We start from the raw sequence: 7,359 nt of genomic DNA on the forward strand, positions 1-7,359 counted from the left end.
TCAGCCACGTGATCATTCTGACCGCCCGGAGCCGCCAGCCGCAGCACCCGGGCGCCTGGTCACAAGAGGGCGAACGTTGTCTGATGCGGCACTAGGTATCCACCTACGGAAGGAGCGGCCCAGTGCCCGAGCGGAGCCCGCGCGGTACGTACTTGCGGATTGCCGACGCATTGCGCGCCGAGATCAGCGGAGACTCCACCATGGCGTCACTTCCATCGGAAGCCGACCTGATGAAGGAGCATGACGTCGCCCGCACCACAGTGAAGCGCGCCCTCGACGTCCTCGCGGCCGAGGGCTTGATCCGATCGCAGCCCGGCGTCGGGTGGCTCGTTGTCGGAGCCGCGCTCAAGGTCCCGGTGCTCGACCAGTTCGCTGCCCTGGTCTACGAACTCGGTGTCGACGCCGACTTCCCGTCCGAGAAGGAACTCACCGAGACGACCGGCGCCGCGCGGGGCACCGTCCGGCGCGCCCTCGCTCAGCTGGAAGGCGCCGGCGTTCTCGAAGTACGTCACGGGAAGGGGCGGCGCGTCCGCGCACTTCCCGCCAATCACTCCTGACCCCAGTCACCTAGGAACGGATGCCATCGTGTGGGCCTACGAGCTTGCCGAATCCCTTCTGTCCGCCGACCTGCCGCGCCGATGGGACCACTCCAAGGGGGTGGCCAGCAAGGCGCGCACCCTGGCCGGCATCCTCGGCCCGGATGCTGAGCTGCTGGAGTCCGCAGCGGTCCTGCACGACGTCGGCTACTCGCCGCGGATCGTCGACACCGGCTTCCACCCGCTCGACGGCGCGCGCTTCCTCCGAGCGGAGAACGTGGACGAACGCGTCGTGCGACTGGTCGCCCACCACTCCTGTGCCCTGCTCGAAGCCGAGGAACGGGGCCTTCGCCGGGAGTTGGAGGCGGAGTTCCCGCTGGAGGAACCCCACTTGGTGGACGCACTGATCTACTGCGACATGACCACCACTCCGGATGGCACGCCGACAACGACGCCCAACCGGATCGCGGAAATTGTGGGTCGGTACGGGCCGGACAGCATCGTCGGCCGGTTCATCCGCCGCGCCGAACCAGAGATCAACGCCGCTGCCCGCCGCGTCGAGGGCAAATTGCTCCAGATCGACACGACTACTTAGGACTTGTTTGACGATCATGTGTGGAGCCAGACGACGGAAGCTGCTGCGAGATGGTGCCCAAGCAGACGTAGCCGCGCTAGCGCAGGCTCGAACTGCGCTAGCCGGCCCACTGCCCTGGCGTAACGGCCGGCGGCAGTAAGCCGGTCTCCGGTCCGTGTGGCCAAGATCCCTGAAATGGGCTCAGCTTAGTGCCGAGTGTGGTATCACGGTCGCTAAGGGAGCTAGGAGGCGTCGATGGTGACAGGCTTGGAGATCGCAGCGATTGCGAAGGCATGCACACCCGCAGTAGGACGTGCTGCTGGAGGTGCCGTCGGAAAGCTAGCGGGCGTTCCCATGGGGAACGTTACGACTCGCTGGCGTAACCGCAAGACCCGCAAGGCACTGTCAGAGCAGACTTTGTCAGAAATTTCGCCGTACCTGCCGCTGGAAGTCGCCAGCGAGGTCACATCATATCTCCAGACGCCAGACTTTGAGAGTATTGCACTCTCTGTCGCTGTCCAGACATTTGCAACTCCAAGCGATAAAAAGCAAAAGAAGCAGATGACTGAGACGATGAATCAGCTCACGAAATCTGTGCATGCTTCGGTTCCATCCGCGAGCAAATCAGAAAAAGAATTGATTGCAGCGGCCCTCTGGCAGTCACTTGAAGAAAAATGCCTTGAAACCTCGCTGACCGTGAAGTCGTCAGAGGGACTCTCTGCGAAGGCGAGAGCTTCCGTCCTGAAAATGTCATCATCGTTCGCAGCGTCGGCCGCCATCGCCGCCCGCGGCCTAAGTGAGTTGGAAAGTCTGGCAAGCTATCATCATTTTGAAGAACAGCTCAGCGATCAGGTTCGCAACCTTCACGGCACCATGAAGCTGCCGCACGCGGGCACTACCCGTAAAGTCCCCTATAGCAAGCTTTTTGTTGAGCCAAAGCTCAAGCTTGCCTCTGACCGGCCCGGCGAGTCAACAGTTACAGATATCGCTACGGTTGTTTCATTCTCCCAACGGACCGTCGTCCTCGGGGATCCGGGCGGCGGAAAATCCACACTCTCCCTGAAGCTGGCTCACGATATTGCAAAGTCAGCATTTCCCGCATCAAACGCAAAGGTTCCTCTCCTATTTGTCTTGCGTGACCACATTGAAGACTTCCGTGCAGGGAAGAGGACGATGGTGGAATATCTTGAGGGGATCTGCCGAGATCCGTACAATGTGACACCACCTTCAGGCGGAATTGACTACCTTCTTAGGAGCGGGCGAGCCTTCGTAATATTCGATGGACTCGATGAACTGACGGACACCTCACTTCGTCGGAAAGTTGTAGATTTCGTCGAGTCATTTGCCTATATGTACCCGACCGCTCCCGTGCTAGTCACTTCACGGCGAGTTGGGTACGACGAGGCGCCCCTCGATGATCTTCTATTTACGCCAGTAAACCTGGTGGAACTGTCACCAACACAAGTTCGTCAATATGCGAACAATTGGTTTTCATTGGACGCTACAATTGACCGCACCCGCAGGGTGGAACTAGCGACCTCCTTTCTGCAGGATAGCGAGTTCGTAACAGACCTTCGCCAAAATCCGCTGATGCTTTCATTGATGTGCGGAATCTATGCTACTGAGCACTACATTCCTTCAAATCGGCCAGACGTCTACAAGAAGTGCGCTGAGCTTCTATTTGAGCGATGGGACCGCCAGAGGGGAATTACAATCCCACTTCCCTTTGATGCTCACGTAAAGCATGCGCTCAACTCTCTGGCATTTCGGATGTACTCCGATCCGGCCGCCCAAAACGGACTGAGGCGCGATAGGCTGATTGGCTTCATGAAGGACTTCCTTCTTAGGAAGCGATTTGACGATGAGGACACAGCGGAAGATGCTGCGACACAGTTTGTTGACTTTTGCACCGGTCGCGCATGGGTGCTAACGGACGTCGGATCAGACAAGAATCAAGGAATCTACGGGTTTACCCACAGAACGTTCCTTGAGTACTTTTCTGCGACTCAGCTGGTGCGATCCAACCCGACCCCTGAAAATCTCTTTGAAGCTCTAATTCCAAGGATAAAATCCTCGGAGTGGGAAGTTGTCGCGCAGCTGGCTGTGCAGATCATCGGCAACAATGTAGATGACGGGGCTGATGACTTCCTGACGCTCGCCCTTGATTTTGTCAACTTTGCCGATGATCCCGAAGAGAAGGCGAATGTAGCAGCTTTTTGCGGCAGGGCGCTATCGTTCGCAGTTCCCCGGCCGCAAATCATTAGGGCGATCTGCGATGCGGCCGTCACCGTCACGCTAGAAGGCGTCGCGAAGACTGATTCCGTTCGCAGAGCCCTAAGGCCGCTGGAGTCGGTGCTCCACTGCGGTCGAGAAAACATCGCAGAGGTTTCCAGGTTCCTGAAGGCGTCCTTGCTTGAGGCTGTCAATGCAAATCAAGAAGACCCGAACCCACTAGTATTGGCTCTGTTTATTTCTCGGGTTTCTACACACTTTGACACTTCCTCGCCCATGCCAAAGGAAAACCGCAGGGCATGGGAAATGCTGGAGAATGAAATCTTCGGAGAGGTTAACCATCTAATCGCTTTGCACGAAGATCGCCATCCCTGGGCCGCACAAATGCAAGCAATGATGGGGCGCGATGAAATTGCAAAGATGATCGAACGCTTTGGAGTGAGGTCGCTATTCGATGTCGGTTCCGGCCTAGCCGGCTGGTTCATTCCACCTATCTCGGCGCTAATTTCCAGAAATTACGTGACATCTTTCAGGCCCGTCTTCCATGAATTCCTGGATGAGTGCCTGGATGACCTCTCAGAGATCCTTGTCGATTCCCCGATGCCCTGGCTTAAAAGAGTCCCCGACGGCCCAATCTCTCGCATCCTGATGATTACTCATCACAATTCTTCAGATCTCCCACAGAGCGGAGTCAGGGAGACTACCATTTTGCTCGCATGCGTGCTTGCTGAAGCCATGGCCAAGAATCGCCGAGAATCCCATCCAGCCATTAGTAGGACATATGGGAACATCTACTATATTGCGATGAAGTGGGCAATCACGAACTCTACCCATGAGAACGTTCAAGGGTCACTTCAATCCCTCAGGTCTCTGGGCATGGGCAGTCGCGTTAATGAGCTCCTTGCGCGTTGGATTCGGGGAGAGGTTTCGTTCATTGCTGAGAGTGAAGCGGGAGCATCCCAAGCTTGATTGATCTGGCCTGACTGCGAAATCAGTTGTTCCGTTAACCCACGAGGGGCGGGAGTCCCCCCGCCCCTCGTCGAAGATGGTTGGTCCGTCTAGCCAACGAGACGACGCATGGTAGGCACAGGCTGATCGAGCTTACGAAGCGCTACTAGCCGATGTACGGCTCCGTGCGGTCCGATGCCAAGCCGTGCTGGATCCGCAGCCGCATGGACGGGTGAATGTCCAGGTAGTTGAGGTCCGCTGGGTTCACCCAGCGGACCTCCTTCGACTCCGAACTCGTCCGCAGCTCGCCACCGACAGGGCGTGCCCGGAAGCAGATGGAGAACTGTTGCCGGACCTCCCCTTCGTCGTAGGCCATGACGTGACCAGGGTCTGTGTAGAGCCCGACGACCGAGGCCACCTCGACGTCGATCCCCGTCTCCTCCCGAACCTCCCGAACCTCCCGAACCACGGTGTCTGCCACGGACTCCCCGATGTCGTGCCCACCACCGGGGAGGGCCCACAGGTCGTTGTCCGTCTTGTGGATCAGCAGTAGCCACCCCTCCGCGTCCGTCACGACGGCGGTGACGGAGGGCACAACGGAGTTCGCCGGCGGAGCGGCCGGGTCGTGGAAGTAGTCGATGCGGCTCATGCGGCCTCACTTTCAAGATTCGGCGAGGTGATGACCCGGGAGGTCTCCCAGATCCGTTCGATGCTCGCCGCGTACGTGCTGAACAGCTCTCCGCCAGGCACCTGGGAGAGGTGCATCACCGGTGCCAGATAGGCGCCGACACCGTAGACGTGCCCGTTGACGAGCAGGTCATCATCGGCTCGATAGAGCGAGTTATAGAGCGTCGTCGAGTGGAGCCGGAACTCGACTCCGGGGACGCCGAACAGCGGCGCATAGTTGGCGAGCGCGTTGCGAATCTTGCCCGCCATCGCCGGGCCGAACGTCTACACCCACGTCACGCAGGACACCCAGCGGGAGGCCCTCGGCAACATGGACCGGCTGCTCAAGCGGCGCCACTGATGTCAGCCTGAGATGTCAAATGCCCCGGACCAAGATCGGTCCGGGGCATTTTGGCTGGTGGGCGCGGACGGTTTCGAACCGCCGACATCTGCTTTGTAAGAGCAGCGCTCTACCACTGAGCTACGCGCCCCCTGTCGTGGCCCGGCGGGCGCACGACGAGAGCCTAGGGTACCTGGTCCCGGGGGGTGGTGGGGGCCGGGCGCCCGGTGGGGCGGTGGGTGGGCGGGTGCGGGCGCGCGGGGAGCAGGGGTGGACGGGGTGGGAGGGGGTGACGGGTCGGCGGGGGGATCGGGGAGAATGGGGGCCGGATCAGCGGGTCGGAACAGGGAGCGCGCAGTGGCGGTGGCCGGCGGGAGCGGGCGGGGGCGGCGTCGGGCGGGGAGTGCGGGGAGTGCGGCGGCCGACGCGTTGATGTTGCCGGTGGTGCTCGCGGGTGCGCTGGGGGCGGTCGTGTTGGCGTCCGCCGGGAGTGGCGGCTGGTGGGGCCGGCGCGGCGGTGGCGAGGGCGGACGGGCGCAGGCCCGGGAGGCCCGGGCGGCGGCCCAGGAGGCGTTCTACGAGTTGGAGGAGACCCAGCGCGAGGTGCAGCTCGCGGTGGAGACCGTCCGCGCGGCCGAGGAGGGCCCGGCGGCGCAGCGCGCGCTGGCCGATCTGGCGGCGATCTCCGGCCGGGTCGACCAGGTCACCGTGAACTACCTCGCCGCCCTGGACGCCCACAACCTGGACAGCGAGGCCCTGGACGCGGGCGCGGCCGCGCAGGCCAAGCGGCAGCTGGAGGACGTGAGGGGCCAGCTCGGATCGGCCCGGGCGGAGCTGAACGACTTCCTGCGCCGCCTGCAGCCGACCGTCCAGCACGCCGAGCAGCAACTGATGCGGGTCACCCCGGCGGTCGAGCGGGCCAAGCGCGCGCTGCTGGCGGCCAGCAACGCGCTGGACGAGGTGCGCGGCGCCGGTCTTCGGGCGGACGACCTGGCCGCCCGGCTGGCGGAACTGGCGCCCGAGCTCGGCCGGTTGAACGAGGGACCGGCCCGGCACGGGGTCGCGGACACGCTGCGGCGCGCGGACGACGTGAAGCAGCGCGCCGAGGCGATCGCGGGCGACGCCGGGCAGCTGCCGGAGCGGGCGCGGGAGATCGACCGGCGGGTGGCGAGCCTGCGGACCCGCATCCAGGCGCTGGAGACCAAGGCCGAGACGGTCGCGCCCGCCCTGAGCGAGTTGCGCCGCCGGTTCAGCACCGCCTGCTGGCAGGACCTCCAGCGGGTGCCGGACCAGGTCGCGGAGACCGGGCGCGCCGCCGAGCGCAAGCTCGCCGAGGCCGCCCGGGCCCGGGACGAGCAGCGCTGGGCGGACGCCACCGCCGCGATCGGCACGGTCCGCGCGCTGCTGGAGACCGCCGACGGCTCGGTGCTCGCGGTGAACGACCGGCTGCGGCAGCTGAACGAGGTGCAGCACGACCCCAGTCGGGAGGTGGAGCGGGCCCGCTTCGCCATCCGGGACGCCCAGCGCCTCGCGATGGCCGGGCGCAGCGCGCCGGATCCGCGGCACGCCGCTCCGCTGGACGAGGCGGTGGCCCGGCTGGACCGCGCGGTGGCCACCCTGGAGGAGGCCGGCCGGCACCCCGACTACTGGCACTTCCTGACCGAGCTGGCGGCGGTGCGGGACACAGCGGCGCGGGTGATCGGCATGATTCGCGGGGATCTCGGCCAGCAGCGCTGAGCGCGGTGGGTACGCTGCCGGTATGCCACGCTACGACTTCCGCTGCCGCTCCTGCGGCGCCACCTTCGAGCTCCGCCGCCCGATGGCCCAGGCCAACGACCCCGCCGTCTGTCCGCAGGGCCACCAGGACACGGTGAAGCTGCTGTCCACCGTCGCCGTCACCGGCGCGGCCGGCGGCGCGCCGCAGCAGGCCCCGAGCGGGGGCGGCTGCTGCGGCGGCGGGTGCTGCGGCTAGTGCTGCCCTGCAGAAGTTCGTGGAGGGGTGTTGATCAGGCTGCCTTGAGCGGGGTGCCTTCGTAGGTCCAGCGGTAGGGCTTCGCGGTCTC

The 7,359-nt window shown here is 63.5% G+C and carries 6 protein-coding genes, 1 tRNA gene and 1 pseudogene; 5 read left to right on the plus strand and 3 right to left on the minus strand.

What is annotated here, in order from left to right:
• The first annotated feature begins 122 nt into the window (after positions 1–122).
• From ACFRMQ_RS35345 to ACFRMQ_RS35355, 3 genes are all read left to right on the plus strand, one after another.
• Positions 123–557, plus strand: a complete 435-nt coding sequence (locus tag ACFRMQ_RS35345; protein WP_380734897.1) for a GntR family transcriptional regulator — start codon at positions 123–125, stop codon at positions 555–557.
• A gap of 28 nt (positions 558–585) precedes the next feature.
• A complete protein-coding gene (locus tag ACFRMQ_RS35350; RefSeq protein ID WP_380734898.1) occupies positions 586–1,131 on the plus strand; it encodes an HD domain-containing protein in 546 nt (181 codons plus the stop codon).
• Positions 1,132–1,377: 246 nt separating this feature from the next.
• Entirely contained in the window at positions 1,378–4,311 is a 2,934-nt protein-coding gene (locus tag ACFRMQ_RS35355) for an NACHT domain-containing protein (RefSeq protein ID WP_380734900.1), read from the plus strand.
• A 145-nt stretch (positions 4,312–4,456) separates the two neighbouring features.
• Here the strand turns inward: ACFRMQ_RS35355 and ACFRMQ_RS35360 are convergent, their stop codons facing one another.
• From ACFRMQ_RS35360 to ACFRMQ_RS35370, 3 genes and pseudogenes are all read right to left on the minus strand, one after another.
• Positions 4,457–4,939, minus strand: a complete 483-nt coding sequence (locus ACFRMQ_RS35360; protein WP_380734901.1) for an NUDIX hydrolase — start codon at positions 4,937–4,939, stop codon at positions 4,457–4,459.
• Positions 4,936–5,235: pseudogene (locus tag ACFRMQ_RS35365) on the minus strand (XRE family transcriptional regulator); the annotation flags it as partial. The pseudogene ACFRMQ_RS35365 and the gene ACFRMQ_RS35360, both read right to left, overlap by 4 nt.
• Before the next feature lie 137 nt (positions 5,236–5,372).
• Positions 5,373–5,447: transfer RNA gene (locus ACFRMQ_RS35370), tRNA-Val, on the minus strand.
• A gap of 281 nt (positions 5,448–5,728) precedes the next feature.
• Between ACFRMQ_RS35370 and ACFRMQ_RS35375 the strand changes: the two genes are divergently transcribed.
• Both ACFRMQ_RS35375 and ACFRMQ_RS35380 read left to right on the plus strand, forming a co-directional pair.
• Positions 5,729–7,033, plus strand: coding sequence for a hypothetical protein (locus tag ACFRMQ_RS35375; protein WP_380734903.1), 1,305 nt, complete (start codon positions 5,729–5,731; stop codon positions 7,031–7,033).
• 22 nt (positions 7,034–7,055) lie between these two features.
• Complete coding sequence (locus ACFRMQ_RS35380) at positions 7,056–7,268, plus strand: zinc ribbon domain-containing protein (protein WP_380734905.1); 213 nt, start codon at positions 7,056–7,058, stop codon at positions 7,266–7,268.
• Positions 7,269–7,359 lie beyond the last annotated feature (91 nt).

Source organism: Kitasatospora sp. NPDC056783 (assembly GCF_042789895.1).
GTDB lineage: Bacteria > Actinomycetota > Actinomycetes > Streptomycetales > Streptomycetaceae > Kitasatospora.